Annotated in this window: 17 protein-coding genes, 1 CRISPR repeat array, 1 riboswitch and 1 other annotated feature (1 of these 20 running past the window's edge); of the genes, 10 read left to right on the top strand and 7 right to left on the bottom strand. The window is 39.5% G+C overall.

Annotated features, from left to right (window positions below; genetic code table 11):
* Nucleotides 1-226 (bottom strand) — a binding site (T-box leader) (it extends 25 nt beyond the left edge of the window).
* A gap of 148 nt (nt 227-374) precedes the next feature.
* Nucleotides 375-2,144 (top strand): glycerophosphodiester phosphodiesterase family protein, encoded by a 1,770-nt coding sequence (locus ABID56_RS12160; RefSeq protein ID WP_354221603.1) that lies wholly within the window; start codon nt 375-377, stop codon nt 2,142-2,144.
* Nucleotides 2,145-2,323: 179 nt separating this feature from the next.
* On the opposite strand, the gene ABID56_RS12165 is transcribed toward ABID56_RS12160, so the two are convergent.
* The 4 genes from ABID56_RS12165 to ABID56_RS12180 are packed head-to-tail and all read right to left on the bottom strand — an operon-like array spanning nt 2,324 to nt 5,863.
* Nucleotides 2,324-3,106: an energy-coupling factor transporter transmembrane component T family protein gene (locus tag ABID56_RS12165; protein WP_354221605.1), complete on the bottom strand. Its 783-nt coding sequence runs from the start codon at nt 3,104-3,106 to the stop codon at nt 2,324-2,326.
* Complete coding sequence (locus ABID56_RS12170; protein ID WP_354221607.1) at nt 3,090-4,664, bottom strand: ABC transporter ATP-binding protein; 1,575 nt, start codon at nt 4,662-4,664, stop codon at nt 3,090-3,092. The genes ABID56_RS12165 and ABID56_RS12170 overlap by 17 nt, the downstream gene beginning before the upstream one ends.
* The gene (locus ABID56_RS12175) at nt 4,654-5,262 is read right to left on the bottom strand and encodes an ECF transporter S component (RefSeq protein ID WP_354221609.1); all 609 of its coding nucleotides are present in this window, start codon (nt 5,260-5,262) and stop codon (nt 4,654-4,656) included. Before ABID56_RS12175 ends, ABID56_RS12170 begins: the two co-directional genes overlap by 11 nt.
* A 10-nt stretch (nt 5,263-5,272) precedes the next feature.
* Nucleotides 5,273-5,863 (bottom strand): YkoF family thiamine/hydroxymethylpyrimidine-binding protein, encoded by a 591-nt coding sequence (locus ABID56_RS12180; RefSeq protein WP_354221611.1) that lies wholly within the window; start codon nt 5,861-5,863, stop codon nt 5,273-5,275.
* A gap of 94 nt (nt 5,864-5,957) precedes the next feature.
* Nucleotides 5,958-6,060: riboswitch (TPP riboswitch) on the bottom strand.
* Nucleotides 6,061-6,120: 60 nt separating this feature from the next.
* Between ABID56_RS12180 and ABID56_RS12185 the strand changes: the two genes are divergently transcribed.
* The 8 genes from ABID56_RS12185 to ABID56_RS12220 all read left to right on the top strand — a co-directional run bounded on the left by ABID56_RS12185 (nt 6,121) and on the right by ABID56_RS12220 (nt 15,320).
* Nucleotides 6,121-6,822, top strand: a complete 702-nt coding sequence (locus ABID56_RS12185; protein WP_354221613.1) for an HD domain-containing protein — start codon at nt 6,121-6,123, stop codon at nt 6,820-6,822.
* Between the two features lie 54 nt (nt 6,823-6,876).
* Nucleotides 6,877-8,325: an aldehyde dehydrogenase family protein gene (locus ABID56_RS12190; protein WP_354221615.1), complete on the top strand. Its 1,449-nt coding sequence runs from the start codon at nt 6,877-6,879 to the stop codon at nt 8,323-8,325.
* A gap of 318 nt (nt 8,326-8,643) precedes the next feature.
* On the top strand, nt 8,644-8,994 hold the full coding sequence (locus tag ABID56_RS12195; protein WP_354221617.1) for a PadR family transcriptional regulator: 351 nt from the start codon (nt 8,644-8,646) through the stop codon (nt 8,992-8,994).
* Complete coding sequence (locus ABID56_RS12200) at nt 8,984-9,628, top strand: permease prefix domain 1-containing protein (protein ID WP_354221620.1); 645 nt, start codon at nt 8,984-8,986, stop codon at nt 9,626-9,628. The genes ABID56_RS12195 and ABID56_RS12200 overlap by 11 nt, the downstream gene beginning before the upstream one ends.
* Before the next feature lie 263 nt (nt 9,629-9,891).
* Nucleotides 9,892-13,062: a type II CRISPR RNA-guided endonuclease Cas9 gene (cas9, locus tag ABID56_RS12205; protein WP_354221622.1), complete on the top strand. Its 3,171-nt coding sequence runs from the start codon at nt 9,892-9,894 to the stop codon at nt 13,060-13,062.
* A 9-nt stretch (nt 13,063-13,071) separates the two neighbouring features.
* The gene (gene cas1 / locus ABID56_RS12210) at nt 13,072-13,977 is read left to right on the top strand and encodes a type II CRISPR-associated endonuclease Cas1 (protein ID WP_354221624.1); all 906 of its coding nucleotides are present in this window, start codon (nt 13,072-13,074) and stop codon (nt 13,975-13,977) included.
* 4 nt (nt 13,978-13,981) lie between these two features.
* On the top strand, nt 13,982-14,290 hold the full coding sequence (gene cas2, locus ABID56_RS12215) for a CRISPR-associated endonuclease Cas2 (RefSeq protein ID WP_354221626.1): 309 nt from the start codon (nt 13,982-13,984) through the stop codon (nt 14,288-14,290).
* A 10-nt stretch (nt 14,291-14,300) separates the two neighbouring features.
* On the top strand, nt 14,301-15,320 hold the full coding sequence (locus ABID56_RS12220) for a hypothetical protein (protein WP_354221628.1): 1,020 nt from the start codon (nt 14,301-14,303) through the stop codon (nt 15,318-15,320).
* Nucleotides 15,321-15,336: 16 nt separating this feature from the next.
* Nucleotides 15,337-17,021: direct repeats of the CRISPR family, unit length 36 nt; unit sequence GTTTTAGCACTCTGTGATTTTAGTTATGAATGTGAC.
* A gap of 60 nt (nt 17,022-17,081) precedes the next feature.
* Here ABID56_RS12220 and ABID56_RS12225 read toward each other — a convergent pair.
* Together ABID56_RS12225 and ABID56_RS12230 are read right to left on the bottom strand one after the other, a co-directional pair.
* Complete coding sequence (locus ABID56_RS12225) at nt 17,082-17,276, bottom strand: YfhD family protein (RefSeq protein WP_354221630.1); 195 nt, start codon at nt 17,274-17,276, stop codon at nt 17,082-17,084.
* 116 nt (nt 17,277-17,392) lie between these two features.
* Nucleotides 17,393-18,070: a queuosine precursor transporter gene (locus ABID56_RS12230; protein ID WP_354221632.1), complete on the bottom strand. Its 678-nt coding sequence runs from the start codon at nt 18,068-18,070 to the stop codon at nt 17,393-17,395.
* 257 nt (nt 18,071-18,327) lie between these two features.
* Between ABID56_RS12230 and ABID56_RS12235 the strand changes: the two genes are divergently transcribed.
* Nucleotides 18,328-19,023, top strand: coding sequence for an aspartate/glutamate racemase family protein (locus ABID56_RS12235; protein ID WP_354221634.1), 696 nt, complete (start codon nt 18,328-18,330; stop codon nt 19,021-19,023).
* Nucleotides 19,024-19,067: 44 nt separating this feature from the next.
* Here the strand turns inward: ABID56_RS12235 and ABID56_RS12240 are convergent, their stop codons facing one another.
* Nucleotides 19,068-20,789 carry an aromatic amino acid hydroxylase gene (locus tag ABID56_RS12240; protein WP_354221636.1) on the bottom strand — a complete coding sequence of 574 codons (1,722 nt, stop codon included), beginning with the start codon at nt 20,787-20,789 and terminating at the stop codon, nt 19,068-19,070.
* Between the last annotated feature and the right edge of the window lie 166 nt (nt 20,790-20,955).

A 20,955-nucleotide genomic window follows, 5' to 3' on the forward strand; every position in this document is an offset into this window, starting at 1 on the left:
CACCTTTGTTGACTGCTTACGGAGCAGTCCACTTAAGTCGTATCGAAGCATCAAGCTTGAATACGTGTCTCGGGTAACGATGAGACATTCGCCAACCTTAATAGTGATATACACGTTCGGTTGGAGGCTCAGAAGTCCATTCGTTCAGCCGTTCACGCTAGTTCACACCGACCACTAGCTCTCTGAGGTGACCGACTGAATTACTCCTCTTCATCTTAGCCTATCCGCTCTGAAGATTTGTTTACTATCATATGTGATAGATGATCTTTAGTCAATGAAAAAATTAAATGTTTCTTAATTGTGTTAGCGTTCATAATCGTTTAGCATAAGCTATAACAGAATATCGCTTTAAAATAAGTAAAATGGAGGCCGCTATGTTCCGCCTATTTAAACGCAGCTTAGACGATTTCAAAACAACATACTCTCAACATATAGCGTTTGCTTTATTGTATATGGCGTTGACGAGTCTATTGTTCGTTCCTGTTGCTTCCATTTTCTTTAATCGTATCTTAATGTATGTCGATGCGCCGACCATTATTAATCATGATGTTTATTCGATTGCCTTAAGTTATACAGGCGTTGCGATCTTAACGTTAGTTGGGTTGATTGTATTTGTCTTATTATTTATCCAGTTTGCGGTGTTTATCGTCATTTCGCAAAAACAGTATTTCGAGCAACCGATTACGATTGCGAATGCATTTTTGACCGGGTTGTCACGGTCACGTAAGCTATTTAGTTTTAGCGTGTTGCCGCTTGTGTTTGTCTTATTGTTACTCGTCCCGTTTATTGAAACGCCGATCAATGATATTGTGTATGATTTGAATACATCGATATTGTACTCAGGGCATTTGTCGTTATCTTACACGTATTTAGTTGCTTACTTTGGGATATTAATGTTCGTGCTTTACGTTATTTTACGTTTTATTTTCGTCTTGCATTTCATTGTCATTGAAAAATGCAACATTCGTCAGGCGATTAAACGAAGCATGACATTAACAAAACAGCACCAAAAATCGATTTTGATTAATGTACTGTCTATAAATGTGCTGATCTTCTTATTAAGCACGTCTTTAGTGTATTTGATTTCATTGATTCCGACCGTTATGACAGGGACGATCATTGGTGATTTAATCGAGCATTATTTAGTGACATTTACAAGTATTGTCGCGACATTGTCGACATTGATCTTGATTCCAGTGAATACGATTATGTTGACACGTTTGTTTTATCAATACAAAAAGGAAAAAGAAGAGACTATCTATGATAATCTTGAATTAACCCGTAGTGTGCGTTTAGCCGTTGGAGAACGGAAGGCGTATGCGTTTTTTAAACAAAAACGTTATTTAATCGTGCTCTTATTCGTGTTGTATGTGACAGGGGTTTTCGCTTACAACCAAACGATTAGTGGCAATATTGTTTATTTAAATTGGAATGTCGACGTCGCAGCGCATCGTGCGGATGCCGAACATGCACCAGAAAATTCAATGAGTGCTGTGGAATCGGCTATTGAACGTGGAATTAATGTTATTGAAGTTGATGTTCAATTGACAGGGGATAACGTGCTCGTCCTGCATCATGATAAGACATTGTTGCGAACGGCCGGTGAACCCGATCGAGTAAGTGACTTGACCTATGATGAACTCGAACACTACGATATCGGCTCTTCGTTTTCGAATGAATTCGCGGGTGAACAAGTGCCAAGGTTGGACGATGTAATCGATGTGACTCAAGAAGGGGGAGTACAACTACTACTCGACGTGAAACCAGACGAAAACGAGGATGCACTGGCTAGAGAGTTAGCGACTTTAATCGAGGAAAAAGAAGTCGCGAATCACGTAAAAGTGCAGTCCTTTAACTATCAGTTTTTACAGGCGATGCGCCAAGCAAACGAAAACGTAGAAATCGGGCAAATTGTTTTCACTGCTGTCGGCGACTTGTCACGATTAGATGTTGATTTCTATACCGTGCATCAAACGATGTTGTCGGATGAACTAGTTCAAGAACTAAATCGTAACAATATGGACATTTGGGTTTGGTCGACGAATATTGATCGAACCGCTAACCAAGTCTTGCAGTACGATGTAGACGGCGTGATTACGAAATCACCTGATGTCTTGCTTCGGATGATGGAAATTCGGGAATAAATTCAGAAAAAAGCTGGCCGCGGCCAGCTTTTTTACGTTAAAGAAATGGATTTTTCGGCGATTTTAATTAGGTATACGGCGAAATCTATCATGGATACGGCGAAAAAACTGGCGGATACGGCGCTTTTAATAGATTTTACGGCGAAAAGTCCGCGATTTACGGCGAAATAGATAGTCGCTTATCCAAATTGATGGCCGAAAATATTTAAGTAACCAAAATAGTAAGACGTAGCAAAGGTTAAGAGAAGTGCGCCGACCATCATCCCTAAAAAGATCCAATCACGCTTTGTGACGGTCATCATGTGATAGTGCGTTCGATCACGTTCTCCTGTAAACCCTTTCGATTCCATCGCATTAGCGACGCGTTCAGCTTTGCGAATCGCATTGGCGAGCAGAGGAATGCTGTAACGTTTAAATTGTTGAATGCGTCCGCGAATTCCTTTGGCCCGACTAACGCCACGAATGCGGTGTGCTTGTCGTAATACGTCGAGTTCATGCTTAAATGTCGGTAAAAAACGGTACCCCGCTAAGACGCCGTATGTGATTTTGGGTGACAATTTTAATTGCTGCATCAAACTTAACATGAATTTCGTCGAATCTGTTGTCAGGATAAACAAAAGGGATAATGCGATAAAACATAATGAGCGTAACGCTAAGCTAATCGCAACTGCGACACCACCAGTTGTGACCTCGAACGTCCAAAATGAAAAGAGAACCGATCCCCCTTGAAATGTGTCACTCGTATATAATAATCTAGCCCACGAAAACGATGCGATGAACAAAACGAATGGGGCGAAAAACGTAATCCATCGCTTGAATGGAATATCAGACAGCCATAAAGTTACAACGAATACGAACAACAAATAAACGAGTGGCGTGTAAATGTCGAAAGTTAATCCTAGTAAAACCCCTGGAATTAAAATCGCAATTGCTTTAACAGTTGGATTAACGGCTGACACCATGGACGACACCCACTTTCTCTTCTTCTAGTCGAGATGGTTTTCGTAATCGTGCTTGATTTAATAAGGTGTCTTGTTGCCAAAGGGTTTTAGGATCGTTGTAATATTGTACCTTTTGATCATGAAGCACATAAACAGATTCGCAATATTGATCGACTAAGTCCATGTCATGCGTGACGAAAACAATCGTCGTTCCTTGCTTTTGAATATTGGTCATCAGATGCATTAATTCTGCAGTTGTTTGAGCATCTTGGCCAAATGTTGGTTCATCAAATAACAATAAATCAGGTGTTTCGTCTAACATAGTCGCGACACTGAGGCGGCGTTTTTGACCTCCGCTTAACGCAAACGGGTTTTGCCACTTTTCTTGAAGTAATTGAAAGTCACTTAATAATTGAGTTGTTCGTCTGTTGATTGTGTCGTAGTCGTAACCGTTCAACGTCATACTGAAAGCCACTTCATCATACGTTGTGTCTGTCAGAAACTGATGTTCAGGGTTTTGAAATACAAAGCCCATATGTTGACGTAACGCTGCTTCTTTCCAATCGTTGAGCGATTTTTCTAAAAAGGTAATTGCCCCGTCATTTGGTTGTAAAAGCCGAGCTATTAATTGTAATAATGTTGATTTACCTGCGCCGTTCTCACCGACAATTGCTATCATTTCACCTTGATGAAAGGTCATATTGATATGCTGTAATATAGGTGAATGGTTTCTTGAAAATGAAACATTCTTCATCGCGAGACACGGCTTACGGTGCACTGCGTCTATAGTCGGCTTGCGTGGGTGGTTATGACGCCTGTATTGTTCAGGGATGAAGATGCCATGTTCCATTAACACGGTCTGTTTTGTTTGAAAGATTGTATCGACAGGACCATCTTCTATCAGTTGACCGTCTTGGTTTAAAACGAGGGCTCGATCGATCAGTTTAAGCCAGTCGTCTGCCTGATGCTCGATGATTAGAATCGTTAGCGCCATAGTCATGCGCAATTGTTCAATTAATTGAATAAATTCTAACCGACTCATCGGGTCTAAATTGGCCGTCGGTTCATCGAGAATGAGAACGTCTGGTTCAAGCAATAACACCGACGCGAGTGCGATTTTTTGTTTTTGACCGCCCGAAAGTGTATGGATTGCTTGTTGTTTATAGTCAATCATTCCGATATGGTTCAGTATCTGGTTGATCCGGTGCTCGATTTCGTCCCGTGGTACTTGGCAATTTTCCAGGGTGAATGCGAGTTCATCCTCAACCGTGATCATACAAAACTGACTCTCAGGGTCTTGAAATACGATGCCGATTTGTTGGTTAAGTGCTCCTTTAGCGAAGTCTTTAATCAAGTGACCTCGGTAAAAGATCTCCCCTGATGCGACACCTTCAACCGCATCAGGGTATAAACCATTTAAACAAAGGGACAAACTCGATTTACCAGAACCACTTGGCCCAATCAACAACGTCGCCTCATTGTCATACAATGAGAACGTTAAGTCATCCAATGTTGGTTGATCTAATGTCTCATAACTAAATGAATAATGTTCGGCAGTTAGGACCGGTTTATGAGACATGATGGTGCTCACCTTTTTGTCGATGTTCTTTTCCAAGCGCGTACCCTCTTAGTACACCTGTTTTAGCTAATTGATCACTTAGCCATTTACCGAGAAGCCCTGTGATTAGAATGCTACTGATGATTCTTGTGACTAACATAATAGCAACTAACCAGTATTCGTAGGCATAAAATCCGGCAGAGTAAAAATGCCACGCAAAACTAAAGATGGCTGTCATAACACCAGCTAACACTAAGATGCGAGTACGATAATCTTGCCATTTTGTAAGGGCAAAAGCCGTTTCTGCACCTAAGCCTTGGACAGCAGCGCTCATGATTAATTGAGGGCCAGCCGGACTGCCGATCAAGACTTCAACAGTACCAGCGATTAACTCCGACGTGAATGCAGCACCAGGCTTACGGATAATATAGGCTGCGATGATTGACACGATAAACCAAATGCCATAAATAAACTCATATCCTAATGGCCCGATCCCAAAAGGTGTTAACAACCCGACGAGTCCCTGACCTAAACCGAACGCTAATAAATAAATAACCGCAAATGCCACACCCAAAATGGACATTAAGACAATTTCTTTTAACTTCCATTGTTTTGTCATGGTTATCCTCCTATCGATTAGACGGGCTATTCGCCGAAATCGTAAAGGTCATTGTCGTATGCGATACCTCTTGCTGCACAGCTTCGAAAGCTTCTTCCATAGCATCAAAGATCGATGCAACATCGCCGTCTAAACGCGTCATATAATGGGACGGACTGACATCAACGCCGCGCGCTTTTGATAAGTCGATTTGTTCGTAAATTTTGTCCATATAATCGTCGCGACCAAGAGGGTGAATGGCAAATTTACACCCAGCTTGTTGTTCGTTGGCACTTAAGTTAGGCGCGTTGACCGGCTCGTCACTTTCTGCCATATACACGTCCGCTTCGTTATCACCTGGGCAACCGACTGAAAAGGTACCACTCATCGCGACGTGTTCACCTGTTTTAGCAGCGTGTAAGAAGATCGCTTTCGTGATATCAAAAATATGCACGATTTTACCTCTCATACACGTTGTGACATCATCTGTTTCCTTCCACACACTCGAATGGTCGACCTCATCTAATGCAGACAAAATAATGTCCACAAAGTTGTCGCTCATCGGAAAGAGTGTAAACTGAACACCTGCGATGCGACTAGTTCCACACTGTTGATTCGTCATGACGAATCGCCTCCTTAAAATGTAGTGTCATAACAAAAAAACTGCATCCCGTGGGAATGCAGTTCAGCCTTAGTGTGGTCGTGCTTACAGTTGTTCAAGCCTCACTGCACTTCCCCACGCTAGTATTATCTAGTTCGGGTCTTGAGGGTCAGGACATTCCTTCTCAGCCACACGACGTAGCTCCCCTAGTGCATGTTCATCACGTATGCAGTTTTGTTATACTTACATCATAATAAAAGGATTAGGATTTGTAAACGGTGAAAGGTGACGGAATTTGTCGAGAGTTTATGAAAAAAGGTGGCATCACAGTCATGGAAGATGAAAAAGAGATAATTAGACGAACGGAACAGATGGTGAAAGAAAAACTTGAATCAGAAGGATCGGGTCATGACTGGTGGCATATTGTACGCGTTGTTCACAATGCTCAACACATCTCGAAAACGGAAACAGTTGATGCGTGGGTTGTGACGATGGGAGCCCTTCTACATGATGTCATAGATGATAAAGTTGTGGTTGACCCTGATCTTGAACGGGCGAATCTTGAATCGTGGCTCGAGAATCAAGGTGTGTCGCAATATCACATAGATCAGATTCTCGCTATTATCGATACCATTTCGTTTAAACACGGTTTTGAGGCCTTACCGAGTCTTGAAGCGGAGGTCGTTCAAGATGCTGACCGGCTCGATGCGATTGGGGCAGTCGGGATTGCACGTTGTTTTACTTATTCAGGGTCAAAAGGAAGTCCCATTCATGATCCGAATTTATTCCCGCGCGAATCCATGACACCAGACCAATATCGTCGTGGCGACAGTTCTGCCATCAATCATTTTTATGAAAAATTATTAACATTGAAAGATAAGATGAATACGGAAGAAGGTTATCGGATCGCCTGCGAACGTCACCAATTTATGGAGCAATATTTGCAACAATTTTTTGCTGAATGGGATGGATTTGCTTAAAGGGTGTTACGTTTATGAAATTTTGTGGAATAGTAAAGGGAGACGTAATAAACTATGGAAGGTGATATGATGTTGCAGTATCAACCCTATCTTGATGAATTAACGAAAAACGCAACCGAAACGTATGCGTTAATGAACCCTCATACGAAAGAAGAAATTGTAAGAGTTCCAGAATGCAGTCAGGGGCAAATGTTAAAAGCGGTCAACCTTGCGAGTGATGCATTTGAAACAGTCCGCTCAATGCCTGCGCATGAACGATCCGATATTTTAAACCGTGCGAGCGACATTATTGCCGACCAAAAACAAATGGTAGCTGAAACGATTGCGCAAGAAGCGGGTAAACCGATCAAATATGCGTTAGGGGAAGTCGATCGTACCGTTCAGACGTTAAAGTTTGCTTCCGTTGAGGCACGTAAATTAGAAGGCGAATCGATTCCGATGGACGCAGCGCCTAATGGAGCCGGACGCGATGCGTATACCATATATGAGCCGATAGGTGTGATTGGCGCGATTACACCGTTTAATTTTCCATTAAATTTAGTCGTGCATAAAGTCGGACCAGCCATTGCATCAGGCAATACAATGATCGTTAAACCAGCTGAGAAAACGCCGTTATCAGCGATTTTGTTACGAGAAGCACTCGTTGAAGCGGGCCTTCCAAGCGACGCTTATCAAGTCATCCCTGGCGACGGCAAAAATTTAGGTGAGGTACTGCTTAACAGTGATGACGTGAAGAAAATAACATTCACAGGTAGCCCGCGTGTCGGACGTGACATTAAATCTCAAGCCGGGCTGAAAAAAGTCACCCTGGAACTCGGTAATAACTCAGCGTTGTACGTCGATAAAAGCATGCACGACCGCCTAGATGACGTCGTAAGTAAAACAGTTAATGGAGCGTTTTCCTATAACGGACAAGTCTGCATTAGTACACAGCGCGTATACGTACACGACGACATTTTCGATTCATTTCTAGACCAGTTCGTCCAAGAAACGGAGAAGCTTACATTCGGCGATCCACTCGATAACAATACAGACTTGTCCAACTTAATCGACGAACAATCACAAGAAGGATTAATGGAATGGATCAACGAAGCAAAACAACTCGGCGCTAATATCGTGACAGGCGGGCAAAAACAAGAACAAGGCATTGAACCAACTGTCTTAACCGACGTCCCAGCAGACGCTAAAATTTCAAAAGAGGAAGCATTCGGTCCCGTCGTCATCATTAATCGCGTTCAATCAAGTGATGAAGCGTTACACGCGATTAATGACAGTCAATACGGATTAAGTGCTGGCCTATTTTCGAATGACATGAAGCAAGCGATCGATATGTCACACCGAATCAATGTCGGCCAAGTATTAGTCAATGACGTCCCAACATTACGATTTGACCACATGCCTTATGGTGGGCGCAAACAGTCAGGGTACGGTTACGAAGGCGTGAAATACGCCATTCACGAAATGGTGAACCGGAAAATGATTAGTTTAAATTACACATTTTAATAAATGAATGACATCCCTCTTGGCGTTGTGCTAAGGGGGATTTTTACGTTTGTGTGAGTGTGATTCGTGCAATTCGTGAGGGGATTCCTGCAGTTTTCGGAATGATTCGTGTAGTTTGTGAAGGGATTCCTGCAGTTTTCTCAATGATTCTTGCAGTTTGTGAAGGGATTCCTGCAGTTTTTTCAATGATTCTTGCACTTTCCATAAGGATTCTCGCAAATTTCTCAATGATTCCTGCACTTTTTAATTTATTTCAGAGATATTACTTTGACAGACAAAGTAATATGGTGTACATTGTATTTGTGGAGGTGAGGTTATATGGCATCGCATATTTCAACGGACTTAATCCGTGGACATACATCAACGATTATTTTAAACATATTGAGACAAGGCGATAGTTATGGTTACGACATTTACAAACAGATCATCGCCTTAAGTGACAACCAGTACGAATTGAAAGAAGCGACCCTTTATACCGCGTTTCGTAGGCTGCAAAAAGACGGGCTCATTGAATCGTATTGGGGCGACGAAACGCAAGGAGGTCGACGAAAATATTATCGCATCACCCAATCCGGCCTCGATGCCTATGAACAACATCGCAACGATTGGATATTTGCGAAAGGTGTCTTAGATCAATTAATTATGGGAGGAGACGACAATGAATCTTAATCAAAACGTACAACGCTACATTGACGACTTGTTTAAAGACGTCGGCGATAGCCAACAACTGTTTGATTTAAAACAAGAGCTCATCACCAATATGCACGCACGAATTTCAGATTATAAAAAACAAGGAATGTCTGAAGAAGAAGCATTACAAGAAGCAAAAGCATCAATGGGGGACATGAGCGGTCTCGTCGAGGATATGCGCGAACACGGGGAAGATCCAGCAAGACTTTCTGCCTACACGTCGATGACAAATCGCATATCGACGGTCTCTCTTGTACTCAGTGGTATGTTAATTGTGTTTGGGTTGTTTATGACAGTCGGCATGATGTTCATGGAAGTCGATCCTGTCGCAGTGCCGGGAACAGGCATCTTCATCGTGATCGGCGGCGTTTTTCTGACATACGGTTTATTAAGTCGCGAAACGACCAACTTATACGCGATGAATCGAATTCGCGCTGCCTTGTATGCCGTAACCGTAGGCTTTATGTTATTTGCCGTTTTCACAGCTGTAACTTCAGGCATGGCAACAGGTGAACTGTTCGTCGCATTCGCCTCCTTCTCGGTATTTTTCGCGATCGGTGTCGGGCTGTGGTTATCGTTGTTGCTAACGACGCGGGTGAGTCGGAGGAAATAAAAAATAGTTGACAAATAATTTGAAATATTTTATAGTAAATGTACATTCATAATTAAGGTCACAGAACCTGCTAAAATAAGGTCTCTGTACCGGAGCTGACCCATTTCGGGTCCAAAGAGTCTGTCTTTTGACAGGCTCTTTTATTTTTGTATTAAAGGTTAGAGAAATCAGCGACTAATTCTTCCATATTTCGTTATTTTACTGGAAAATCACTGAATATTCAGTTATAATTAGATTTATACATATTTTAGGGAGGAATTGGCATGAAACCGTATGATGGTCAGTATACACTGGGGCTAGATATAGGGATTGCTTCTGTTGGCTGGGGGTTGATTGACGAGGACCAAAACATTATCGATGCCGGTGTTCGGTTATTTCCTGAAGCGGATGTTAACAACAATGAAGGTAGACGGGGGTTTAGAGGAGCACGTCGATTGTTAAGAAGACGACGTCACCGACTAGAACGAATTAAGCAGTTATTACAGTCTTATCATATGGTCGAATCTCCAAAAGATTTGGATTATAACATGATTGAGACACCTTATCATGTCAGAGTAAAAGGCTTAAATCATGCTTTAACTAAAAATGAATTAGCTATTGCATTAATTCATTTAGGCAAGCGAAGAGGAATACATAATGTTGAAGCAGTTGAAGATGACAGCGGAAGTGGAAATGAACAATCAACGAAAGAACAATTAAGTAAAAATGCTCAAGCGTTAAAGGATCGCTATGTATGCGAATTGCAATTAGAGCGATTGGAACAATACGGCGAGGTCCGTGGTCATGACAATCGGTTTAAAACAGATGATTATGTAAAAGAAGCACGAAAATTACTAGAAACACAAACGAATCATCATAAGGAAATTGATGAGCGATTCATTGAACAGTATATAGATCTATTAAAAAATCGTCGCGAGTATTGGGAAGGTCCAGGTGAAGGAAGTCAATACGGCTGGGATGAAGACGTTCATAAGTGGTATGAACAAATGATGGGACGCTGTAGTTATTATCCGGAAGAACTTAGAGCGGTGAAGGAATCTTATTCAGCTCAATTGTTTAATGCTTTGAATGAGTTGAATAATTTAACGATTTCACGTTCTGAGAATGATCGTCTGACACAAGAAGAAAAAGAGTCCATAATTAATCATGTTTATAAAAAATACAAAAACCCTTCATTAAAACAAATTGCGAAAAAAATAGAGGTTGATGAACATGACATTCGCGGTTATCGTGTTAACTCGAAACAAAAACCATTGTTTACGCCACTTACGATTTATCATGAGGTCAAAAATGTCACTGATAAAGTTGATGTTATAGAAGACCCTCAAGTCCTTGATGAAATAGCTGAGGTAGCAACGATTTATCAAACACCGAGTGATGTTAAACACGAATTAGAAAAACTAGACTTACCATTAAAAGACTATGAGTTAGAGGAATTAAGTCAGTTAAATTATACAGGTACCCATTCACTTAGCTTGAAAGTCATTCATCAAATATTGCCTGATCTATGGGCAACAAATGATAATCAAATGCAGCTGTTTTCGAAATACGGTTTACAACCGAAAGAGATCGATTTAACCGGACGCAAGTACTTGCCTTATAACCACATCGATGATTGGATTTTGTCCCCCGTGGTGAAACGATCATTTAAACAATCTATTCGAATCGTAAATGAAGTGATGAAACAGTATGGTGAACCGAAAGAAATTGTCGTTGAGTTAGCACGAGAATCTTCAAGTGAAGATCGGAAAAACTTTTATAAAAACTTACAAAAGAATCACCGAGAAATTAATAAACAAGTCGAAGAAAAATTAGCGACAGCAGGACGTGAGAAGAAGAAAGGTATTTTCAATAAGTTGAGATTGTGGCATCTACAAGATGGATTATGCATGTACTCACTAGAGCCGATTCCAGTCGACGATTTGTTAGATCATCATGAAAAATACGAAATAGACCATATTATTCCTAGGTCTGTCTCGTTTGACGATTCACAGAATAATAAAGTACTCGTCAAAGCAGATGAAAACCAAAAGAAAGGTAATCAAACACCACATCAATATTTGAAATCTGGAAATGGTGCAATTAGTTATGATAAATTCAAAACGCATATTTTACAGATGGCTAAGAACCCGCAAAAGATGCCAAGGAAGAAGAAAGAGTATCTATTAGAAGAGCGTGATATTAACAAGTTTGACCTACAGAAAGAATTTATTAATCGGAATTTAGTCGATACACGGTACGCAACGCGTGAATTATTAACCTTATTAACTTCATTTTTTAAAGAAAATAATCGTACCGTTCATGTGAAATCAATTAACGGTGGATTTACAGATTTCTTAAGAAAGCAGTGGCGTTTTCCAAAAGACCGCGGAGCGGATTTCAAACACCATGCTGAAGATGCACTGATTGTCGCAATGGCTGGTTATTTATTTGACCATAATAAAGAGTTGAAGAAACAAAATGTCGTGATGACCGAGACTAAAGTAGCTGATGCGGAAACTGGCGAAGTTATTGATGATAGTGACTTTTTAGAATCATTCAATAATCGGATGAACAAAGTGAAAGCTATTAAAGATTACGGCCGTTACAAGTATTCCCATAAAGTTGACATGAAGCCGAATCGTCAACTGATGAACGATACATTATATTCAACGCGTGAACATGACGGAGATGAGTACGTAGTTGAAAAAATCGGCAATTTATATGATAAAGATCAAACTAAACTTGTTGATAAGATGAAGAAAAAACCTGAGAAGCTATTAATGTATCATCATGATCCTCAAACATTTAACAATTTGCTTCAAATCGTTGAACAATATAGTGAAGCGAAGAACCCGTTACACAAGTACTATGAAGAAACTGGTGACTACGTTCATAAGTATAGTAAAAAAGGGAACGGACCGCCAATCAAAAGTGTTAAGTTTTATGGGGATAAGTTGAAAACGCATAAGGATGTTTCACATAAATTTAACCCTAAAGGTAAAAAAGTAGTCAATCAATCTATTAAACCGTTTCGAATGGATGTTTATTGGGATGATGGAAAATATAAATTCGTGACCGTTCGTTATAATGACTTGAAAGATGTTGGTGACAGTTATAAAATCTCACGGGCATATTATGGTGAGAAATTGGCTGAGAAAAATATAAGCTCTGAAGAAGGCTTTTTATTTAGTTTATATACGAATGATATTTGTTCCTTGAATGGAGAGAAATTCAGGTTTATAGGAGTTAATAATGATAACGCTAATGTTGTTGAATTTAATAACGTGATCAATGATTTTAAGGATTATTGTGAACGTGAAGGGATAAAGAATAATAGAATTAAAAAGACGATTGGAGGGAAGACAGAAAGTTTTTATAAAATCACAACAGACGTTCTAGGTAATGAATATGTCAACCAAGAAAAACTTAAATTTGAATATCCAAAAGGTTAGGATGGTTTCATGGGTTGGCGAGTTGTGCACGTAAGCCAAGTTGATCAATTGTCATTGCACTTGGATAATTTAAGAGTATATCAAGGGGACTTAGATGTAGTGGTCCCCTTGAATGACATTTTTGCTTTAGTGATTGAAGATTTGTCATGTAAATTATCTTCGCGTCTAATGGTTGAATTATCAAAACACAATATACTGGTACTACTATGTAATCAACAATACTTGCCAGAATGTTTGATACAACCAGTATCCGGACATTTTGGTCAGTATAAACAAATGATGAAACAGCTTAACTGGTCGGACGAGACAAAGGATGTGATATGGTCTGGGATTATTAACCGAAAAATAGAAAACCAGAAAGTTATTATGCGTAAACATTTAGTTGAACCACATCGTATAGAAAAGATGGACAGTCTACAACTTTCTCTAGTACCAGGTGATGAGCATAATATTGAAGGACAAGCTGCACGTATATATTTTAATAGTTTCTTTGATGAGAATTATACGCGTGACAGTGATGATTATATCGAAAACGCCGCTTTGAATTATGGCTATACTATTATTCACTCTGCTATAGCACGGACCATTGTGGCAAAAGGGTTAATTCCAGGTCTCGGTATTCATCACATCGGAGAGAGAAATCCCCACAATTTAGCTTCTGATATCATAGAACCATTTAGACCAATCGTAGATCATTACGTCATTAAACATCCTCCAGAAGGTTACCTCACGAAAGATTACCGAATTCAATTAATAAATTTATTACATGCAAAAGTGCAAACAGACAAGAAACAGCACACTATTATACGTTCAATTGAGCTTTTTGTAAGTTCACTTTTTGATGCTTTTGAAACTGGTGAATCTGGAAAATTAAAAATGCCTGATGTCAATAAAATGAATTTTCATGAGTCTTAGATTCGTGAGAGTATTGATCATGTTTGATTTGCCAGTCGAAACAAAAGCACAAATTAGAACGTATACAAAGTTTCGTAAGAATTTAATTCGCAATGGTTTTTTGATGATGCAGTATTCAATATATATTAAATCGTGTATTAATAAAGAAGCGGCTCAAGGAACCATCAATCAAGTCAATAATTTTTTGCCGAAAGAAGGTCATGTTCGGGCTATGATCATCACGGAAAAACAGTTTGAAGGCATGAAAATATTAGTCGGTGAAGAAGACAGGAATATCGAAATTTTAAGTGATAACCGAACGATAGAATTCTAGGTGGGATTTTATGCAGGAAAAATGGTTAGTTAACTTTGAAGAACAGTCATATCAATTAAATATTGGAACGTATAGTTCTTTGTTTGTGAATTATACAACGAGTGAAAGTCATTTAATTGATTCTGTCGTCAATTATTTTCAGCCTAAGTCAAAGGTGAAGGATGTAATGACCATAAAAGATATTCAAAACGATTTCACTGATGTTGAGAGTCAATATATGCAAGCATTTCAGTTATCAAATGAAATGATTATAGAAGAGGCGAAAATTGGATCTAAATCGTTGTTGAAGCAACAGATGAAACATTCTTTACTCAATCATGTTGAAACGGATGGTTATATTCAAACGATCAATACGTTAATGGAAGATTTAGCTGAGAATGCACTGCCAGAACACCCGATTTCATTGAAGTATTTTTCGGTCGATGCTTATTTAAAAATGATTGAATTTAACACAGGTTTAATGGAGCGACATGATGACGAAACAAATGATTTTTTAAACCAAGCTAAAGTGATCTTACCTATCCTTAAACAATACTTGAAAAAATCAGTAACAGGTAAGAAAATGATTTTCTATATGTATCCGGAGCTGTACTTAAGTCCTTATGAACAAAAAGTGATGAAGGAATTGTTGCACACTATTGGCGAAGATATACCCGTTTTCGTCGTCACCAAATCAATGATATTTCTAACTAACCATATTGATTACCAAAATTACTATATTTATGATAAACAAATTTTCACAAATGATTTAATCGAAGAATTAGAATGGCATAGCCCGTTAGATTATCACGAAGAGGAATTGAGGGAATGCGTTGGATCTATTATGACCCAGCATATAAATATGTTTGAATTAAACCCTTTAATTTCTAACTACCGTGAGGCAGACATCATAGTGTTTGATTCATCTACTTTGTATGTCCTTGTCTATATGTTTATGAAAATGGATTTTCCATTTCAATTAGATTTAAAAGCAGAAAACATTGATGTGCCAGTCTATAAGTACGTTATGGAGATGTATGAAAAAGTGTGATATATTTTCATTAGAGGTTTTAGCACTCTGTGATTTTAGTTATGAATGTGACTATCTCACTTATAAAAACGAAACTCACACAGTTTTAGCACTCTGTGATTTTAGTTATGAATGTGACGTACGATCTCAGATATTGACCTCTTTTAATGTTTTAGCACTCTGTGATTTTAGTTATGAATGTGACGCGTTTTATAACGTCAATAACGGAATGATGGTTTTAGCACTCTGTGATTTTAGTTATGAATGTGACCTTTTTTAGGTACGCCCCAAAACATAATTGTTTTAGCACTCTGTGATTTTAGTTATGAATGTGACTCCTGTTTTAACACCCGACCGATTAGACAAGTTTTAGCACTCTGTGATTTTAGTTATGAATGTGACACGCAATTGAGCGTTTGATCACACCTGGCAGTTTTAGCACTCTGTGATTTTAGTTATGAATGTGACCAAACCCGAGACGTGCCCGCATCGTTGCTGGTTTTAGCACTCTGTGATTTTAGTTATGAATGTGACTCAACATCGCGCTGTATCGATTTGTAGCTTGTTTTAGCACTCTGTGATTTTAGTTATGAATGTGACTTAACGACGGTCAACCTCGTTCAGTTCGTCGTTTTAGCACTCTGTGATTTTAGTTATGAATGTGACAACCACACTAACAAAGACTACAATACCAAGGTTTTAGCACTCTGTGATTTTAGTTATGAATGTGACTTGAGAATGGTCTAAAATTATGCAATATGCGTTTTAGCACTCTGTGATTTTAGTTATGAATGTGACAAAACAGCGCTCGACTGGACGTTTGTTGTAGTTTTAGCACTCTGTGATTTTAGTTATGAATGTGACCGACAAATTCGTCGGCGATGCGTTGGGCTTGTTTTAGCACTCTGTGATTTTAGTTATGAATGTGACCAATCGAAATCGAAGAAGACTTTGCTAATTGTTTTAGCACTCTGTGATTTTAGTTATGAATGTGACTGTCCCGGTAACAGTTAACCGCATAGGTTGGTTTTAGCACTCTGTGATTTTAGTTATGAATGTGACTAGCAAACCTAATCGTTAGTGCGATGTGCGGTTTTAGCACTCTGTGATTTTAGTTATGAATGTGACTCAAACTCTTCTGGCAAAATTAATTATTTAGTTTTAGCACTCTGTGATTTTAGTTATGAATGTGACTGACTTTATTTTTCCAGATTTTGACGAGCCGTTTTAGCACTCTGTGATTTTAGTTATGAATGTGACCATACCATTTTACTCATAACAGTTTTCCGTGTTTTAGCACTCTGTGATTTTAGTTATGAATGTGACTATAAGGTAAATAAATAAAAAATTACTCAAGTTTTAGCACTCTGTGATTTTAGTTATGAATGTGACACGGTTAATTCCGTTTACACAATGCGACGCGTTTTAGCACTCTGTGATTTTAGTTATGAATGTGACGGTTTGTGTGCTGCAGGTTACAAAGATGAAGTTTTAGCACTCTGTGATTTTAGTTATGAATGTGACCGTTATTGGAGTAAAAACCGCAATTTGACAGTTTTAGCACTCTGTGATTTTAGTTATGAATGTGACTGTACACGACATACGTCAATGAATACCGTGGTTTTAGCACTCTGTGATTTTAGTTATGAATGTGACTAAAAAGACAAAAAGAAAATTTAGGAGCAGGTTTTAGCACTCTGTGATTTTAGTTATGTATGGCTTATTTCATTTTAAATAATTCATCCCCCAAACCACTCACACAAAGCGGTTTGGGGGATTCCTTTATAACGATCGTCGTTTATTATGTTTTTCCTGTCGTGTGCGTTCCTCGGCTTCGGCTGCGCGTCGTTGCGCTTCGAAATCGGCACTGTCAGCGATTTCTTCTGCGAACTCTACATCTTTGGCTTGGACTTGTTGGTGTTTCGGTGTTTGGCCGAGTGGTTTCTTGCTTTTGCCGTTGTGTTCATCTTTTCCCATCGTTTTCACCCTTTCTGATTGATACAGGGTTAGTATGTGCTGGGTGTTTTCGGGTTATGTACGTTCGTTTTTAAACAAATAAAACCATCGCCAACTTTTGACGATGGTTTAAATCGTTATTCTTTCACGGGTCCATTCATTTTTCGTGCCAGGTAAATGATTGGCGTGTCTAGAATGGATACGAGTAATTTTAACAAATAAGTGGTAATACCGATCATTACGACAGTGCTGAATTCGAATACACCTAAAAATGCGATGAATGTAAAAATGAAACTGTCGATGAGTTGGCTTGTTGCTGTACTTATATTGTTACGGATAAATAAAAATTTACCTTCTGTTTTTTGTCTGATGGCATCAAATACGTAAACGTCAATTAATTGTGAGACGAAGTAAGCGACGAAACTTCCGATCATGACGCGTGGTGTGATGCTGAATAGTGTTTCCATCGGTTCTTGTGCGAAGTCTTGTGAGTTTGGTACATAATGTAAGTCGATTTGGATCATGATGACGAAAAAGGCCATCGACGCCAAGCCGACGAATACGCTTTTTCTTGCTTCTTCTTTACCGTATTTTTCGTTTATTAAATCGGTCGCTAAAAAGATGGTTGCGTATACGACATTTCCGAGCGTCGCTTCTAAGCCGAAAATGTTCACGCTTTTGACCACTTCAATGTTTGCGACGATCGTTGCAAACGCAATCCAGGCGAAAAGCCCTGTTTTACCGAATAATTTGTAAAAGGTTAAAATCCCAATAAAATTAATCGCTAATGTTACAAAAAATAATAATTCGTTCAATGTTGTCATCTCCTTAATTTTTTTATAGCAGGTTTTGGCTAACTGCTGTATTTTGCGATTGCCTGTTGACAATCGCCTACAAATCATACCATTCTTATGAAATGTTTTTCAATCTTAAATTAAAAACTTGAAGTAACTGTTGAATTCATGAATAATTAAGATAATTCTAACGGTTATTGATCTTAGTCATCATTTGTAAAACTCGCAATTATTTCCGGGGAAATAATTGCCGAATGGTGTTGAAAGGCGGGGAATATATGAAAACGATTGGGATTATTGGTGGTATGAGTTGGGAGTCGACAGTCACGTATTACCAACAGATTAATCGTCTTGTGAAAGAAAGATTAGGTGGACTTCACTCGGCCAAATGTATTGTATTTAGTGTTGACTTTGCAGAGATTGAAGCATATCAGTCTAAAGGTGAGTGGGACAAAGCAGGTGCCGAATTAGCCGACGTTGCTAAAAAATTAGAACTTGCAGGTGCTGACATGATCGTCCTCGCAACGAACACGATGCATAAAGTCATCAGCCCGATTGAAGAGGCAACAAAGCTTCCTGTGATTCGTATTGCGGATGCGACGGCTGAAGCGATTAGACAACAGGGGTTAAATCGGGTTGCGTTATTAGGAACGAAGTATACAATGGAGCAAGATTTTTATAAAGGTCGTGTGCAGGAACACGGTGTGGATGTGATGGTGCCTGATCCGAATGAACAAGAACAGATTAATCACATTATTTTTAATGAGTTAGTATTAGGTGAGTTTCGTCAAGAGTCAAAGCAGTACTACCTGGATGTCGTAGATCGGCTTCTAAATAGTGGTGCAGAAGGAGTCATTTTTGGTTGTACGGAAATCGGGTTGTTGATACAAGCGAAGGATGTGTCTGTCCCAGTATTTGATACGTCACTTATCCATGTCGAACGTGCTGTAGCTGAGGCGTTATCGTATTCATAAAAAGAAGCGCGAGTACCTAAAAACTAGGTGATCGCGCTTTATTTTTAATCTAAAATTGATAAGCCGCGTTCGATTAACGTATGATAATCGTCGCTAAGGGTTTGTAATTGGCGTAATTCCTCTAAAATCGTAGCAGTAAGTGGTGCATCTGGCGCGATCTCATGAAGCATTTCAAATAATTCGAGACGAGATAACCAATCATTCGTATGATTCTCATTTAGCTCAGAATGACTATCAGCAATCGCTTCAACTGACGGTCCATGCTCGCGGATGTTACGAATACGGGCATAAACGTCATTTAAAGGGTCGTCAGCTGACTCTAATTCTCGTTCATCATCCTGTTCGATAACGGTATGGAAGTTTTCGCCGTCAGCTGCGCCGGCAAAAACAGAACTGACAGAAGTTCCGATAGCTAAATCAAACGGCTCTTCCTTAAAGGTAATCAGTGGATCCTGCCCGCGACTGACGCTTCCATTCGTTAATGTGATTAAAATAACTTTTTCGTTTCGTTTTTCAATGGCTGTAATCTCTCCGTTAACCTGTAACCCGTTGTCGTATGTGAGAGACAAGCATTCACCGATTTCTAGTTGATGGTTTGATAACTCATTGTCTGTCATGTCCTCAATCGGTTTGTCGATATTGGTGACGTGACCGATTGGAGCTTGAAATCCGTGTTGATGTCGCTCTGTTCCGTGTCCTTGTAATTGCTCACCCTCAAACGCTAAAGCTGTTTCGCCATCCGTTTTGATTAATATTGCTTCTTCGTTGTCGTCTTTTAGTAACTCAGATATCGTGCCGGTAATCTGTAAGCCAGATGATAAGACGGCAGTGGCAGTATGGCCAGATTTGACGGCTTTATCTAAGCTTTCCGTACCACCTTGCATGAATGCCATCGACTCGGCGAGTTCTTCGGCTGCATCTAATAATTGTTGGAAACTTTTACAAACAAATAGATGTGGTTGTGGTTTCGTAATGTCGAAATCCGTTTCGATCACTTTGTCTTTATCAAATGGAATCTTCTCAACGTCGTCGCTTAACGCATTAGCTCCTTCACCGACTGAGGATAGTAGGCCAGCGCCATAAATTTTCGGGTCGTCGAGTGAACCGATTAATCCGAATTCTACGGTCCACCAAAAGAATCGTCCGACAATTTGTGCTTCTGATAATTCCGTGATTTTCGCCTCACATTCGTCGACTTGTTGTTTAGCTGCTGCAATTTCTTCTTCTGTCGCATTTCCTTTTTCGAGCAAATTCGAGTAGTGACGAACCGCTTCAAAATGGTCGTGCTCTTCCTTGGTTGCTAATGCTTTCATGCCAATTTCGCCAAATCGTTTGACGAATGCTGAATACTCAGGGTCGGCTAAGATCGGCGCGTGCCCAGCAGCTTCATGCACAATGTCAGGTGCTGGTGTATATAAAATATTGTCTAACTGGCGAATTTCATCCACGACGGGTAAAATTCCCTGCGCTTGAAATTCAAAGAACGCCACTCCAGGAATGAAGCCGTCAATCGTGGCAGCGCCCCAACCAAATGGGGCAAGGCTTTCGTTCATTTCATCGACATTCGGGATATGATCAATCGAAATAGCCGATGCTTTAAGTCCATCAGTATAAGCCTCGTGTGCTCGGTCTTTCAATAAATTGTGATTTTGTCGCATAATATAACGCCAAACGGCATGATTAATCGGTGTATAGTTTTCATAGTTTTGATTAACAGTATATTGTCGTAAATGTTTTGGGACAGTTTTCGGTTTAACGGTTTGCATCAAATCTCTCCTTTTAGCGCTTTTTAGCTTGTCTACTTAAACGCTTTTTATTATTAAAGTATTAAGTAAATTATGAAAAATATATCATGGTTATAATTCGGATGCAATTATTTTTCGTAAAAAAATTATGATTTTTTAAGTTGTGAGCACTCTAATAGTGTTCGTT

The organism is Alkalibacillus flavidus, assembly GCF_040545925.1.
In the GTDB taxonomy this organism is placed as follows: domain Bacteria; phylum Bacillota; class Bacilli; order Bacillales; family Alkalibacillaceae; genus Alkalibacillus; species Alkalibacillus flavidus.

What these genes read in the sequence shown, in the direction of transcription:
- ABID56_RS12195 (WP_354221617.1), top strand. Translation starts at nt 8,644, where the DNA reads ATGGCATCGCATATTTCAACGGACTTAATCCGTGGACATACATCAACG.
- ABID56_RS12170 (WP_354221607.1), bottom strand. Translation starts at nt 4,664, where the DNA reads ATGTCTCATAAACCGGTCCTAACTGCCGAACATTATTCATTTAGTTAT.
- ABID56_RS12175 (WP_354221609.1), bottom strand. Translation starts at nt 5,262, where the DNA reads ATGACAAAACAATGGAAGTTAAAAGAAATTGTCTTAATGTCCATTTTG.
- ABID56_RS12220 (WP_354221628.1), top strand. Translation starts at nt 14,301, where the DNA reads ATGCAGGAAAAATGGTTAGTTAACTTTGAAGAACAGTCATATCAATTA.
- ABID56_RS12240 (WP_354221636.1), bottom strand. Translation starts at nt 20,789, where the DNA reads ATGCAAACCGTTAAACCGAAAACTGTCCCAAAACATTTACGACAATAT.
- ABID56_RS12190 (WP_354221615.1), top strand. Translation starts at nt 6,877, where the DNA reads ATGGAAGGTGATATGATGTTGCAGTATCAACCCTATCTTGATGAATTA.
- ABID56_RS12235 (WP_354221634.1), top strand. Translation starts at nt 18,328, where the DNA reads ATGAAAACGATTGGGATTATTGGTGGTATGAGTTGGGAGTCGACAGTC.
- ABID56_RS12165 (WP_354221605.1), bottom strand. Translation starts at nt 3,106, where the DNA reads ATGGTGTCAGCCGTTAATCCAACTGTTAAAGCAATTGCGATTTTAATT.
- ABID56_RS12160 (WP_354221603.1), top strand. Translation starts at nt 375, where the DNA reads ATGTTCCGCCTATTTAAACGCAGCTTAGACGATTTCAAAACAACATAC.
- ABID56_RS12200 (WP_354221620.1), top strand. Translation starts at nt 8,984, where the DNA reads ATGAATCTTAATCAAAACGTACAACGCTACATTGACGACTTGTTTAAA.
- cas9 (WP_354221622.1), top strand. Translation starts at nt 9,892, where the DNA reads ATGAAACCGTATGATGGTCAGTATACACTGGGGCTAGATATAGGGATT.
- cas1 (WP_354221624.1), top strand. Translation starts at nt 13,072, where the DNA reads ATGGGTTGGCGAGTTGTGCACGTAAGCCAAGTTGATCAATTGTCATTG.
- ABID56_RS12225 (WP_354221630.1), bottom strand. Translation starts at nt 17,276, where the DNA reads ATGGGAAAAGATGAACACAACGGCAAAAGCAAGAAACCACTCGGCCAA.
- ABID56_RS12180 (WP_354221611.1), bottom strand. Translation starts at nt 5,863, where the DNA reads ATGACGAATCAACAGTGTGGAACTAGTCGCATCGCAGGTGTTCAGTTT.